The organism is Ilumatobacter nonamiensis YM16-303 (assembly GCF_000350145.1).
Lineage (GTDB): Bacteria > Actinomycetota > Acidimicrobiia > Acidimicrobiales > Ilumatobacteraceae > Ilumatobacter_A > Ilumatobacter_A nonamiensis.
Genome location: NZ_BAOL01000122.1, coordinates 1 through 1469 on the forward strand (window position 1 = coordinate 1; position 1469 = coordinate 1469).

The window sequence follows — 1469 nt, forward strand, 5'->3', positions numbered from 1 at the left end:
GTGGTCGTCGTCGTGGTGGTCGTGGTGGTGGTCTCGAGCGGCGGCAGCGTCATCCGCGACGCCTCGTCGGTCGTCCCGCAGCTCACGACCGCCACGCCCGTTGCCAGCACCACGGCAGCGCGAAGCGCTCCGCGCCGAAAGCTGGTTGCTCGCCGACTCTGATCCATCACGGGCCAGGATATGTCGAACCGCACCGACGACGCACTGCTCCTGACCACGCCGGTCCACATCCACCTGCCCGGTCGACCACATGGCGGCCGCGTCACCTCCACTACCGTCGCCTCGATGGCGAGCACCTACGACGACCCGGGACTGGATGAACACGGTGAATCTCCGTTCCCCGAGGCCGAGCGCCCGGACCGGAGCTACGACCTTCCAGCTCACGGAGTGCGCATCGCCGTCTACGAATGGGGCGACGCCGACGCTCCACCGTTGATGATGATGCACGGCGGTTTCGACTTCGCCCGGACGTTCGACGTGTTCGCGCCCAAGCTGGCCGCCGGTGGCTGGCGCGTCGTGGCCTGGGACCAGCGGGGCCACGGGAGCAGTGAGCACGCTGCCCTCTATTCGTGGGACGGCGACATGCGTGACACCCTTGCGGTGTTCGATCACGTGTCGGGCGGCCGTCCGATCCCCGTCGTCGGCCACTCGAAGGGCGGAGCGCTGATGACCCAGCTCGCCGACGCCCAACCACATCGCTTCCGCTGCCTCGTCAACATGGACGGCATTCCTTACAAGCGCAACATCCCGGACCTGGCCGAGCACGAACGGACCACCATGCTCGCCAAGGACCTCGCCGGGTGGCTCGACCACCGCCGACGCACGGCGACCTCGAGCAGGAAGCCCGGCTCGCTCGACGAACTCGCAGAACGACGAGGACGAATGAACCCGCGGCTCCCCCACGAATGGCTCCGTCGTCTCGTGACGACCGGAGGGTTCCGGTCCGACGACGGGTGGCGATGGAAGATCGACCCGGCGCTGCGCTTCGGCGGCTTCGGCCCGTGGCGGCCCGAGTGGACGCTGATGCGGATCCCCGGGCTGCCGATGCCGTTCCTCGGGATCCTCGGCGGGCAGATGGAGGAGATGGGGTGGGGAACACCACCCGACAAGGTCGTGCCCTACATGCCCCTCGACGGCCGGTGCGACGTGCTCGACGACGTCGGCCACTTCGTCCACATCGAACAACCAGACCGTGTCAGTGCGCTCGTGCTCGACTTCATCGGAGCACCGTCGTGACCGGAGCAGAGAACGTCGTGACACTGCGGCACAACAAGATCGACCTCGCGCTCCACCTGCTGCGCCCGGACCCACTCGACGTCGACCACCCGGTCCGTCCGCTGCTGTTGCTCCACGCACTCGGCGACCGCTCCCCCGAGCGCGTCCCGAGGTGGGTCGAGCAGTGGCCCGGTGCGATCGCTGCACTCGACTTCACCGGCCACGGCGACTCAACGATCCCCGCGAGCGGCGGG

The 1469-nt window shown here is 68.6% G+C and carries 1 protein-coding gene and 1 pseudogene; both read left to right on the forward strand.

Going from position 1 to position 1469, the window contains the following annotated elements:
- Positions 1–285 precede the first annotated feature (285 nt).
- A complete protein-coding gene (locus ON45_RS12375; protein WP_040494300.1) occupies positions 286–1236 on the forward strand; it encodes an alpha/beta fold hydrolase in 951 nt (316 codons plus the stop codon).
- Positions 1233–1469: pseudogene (locus tag ON45_RS12380) on the forward strand (hypothetical protein); the annotation flags it as partial. The gene ON45_RS12375 and the pseudogene ON45_RS12380, both read left to right, overlap by 4 nt.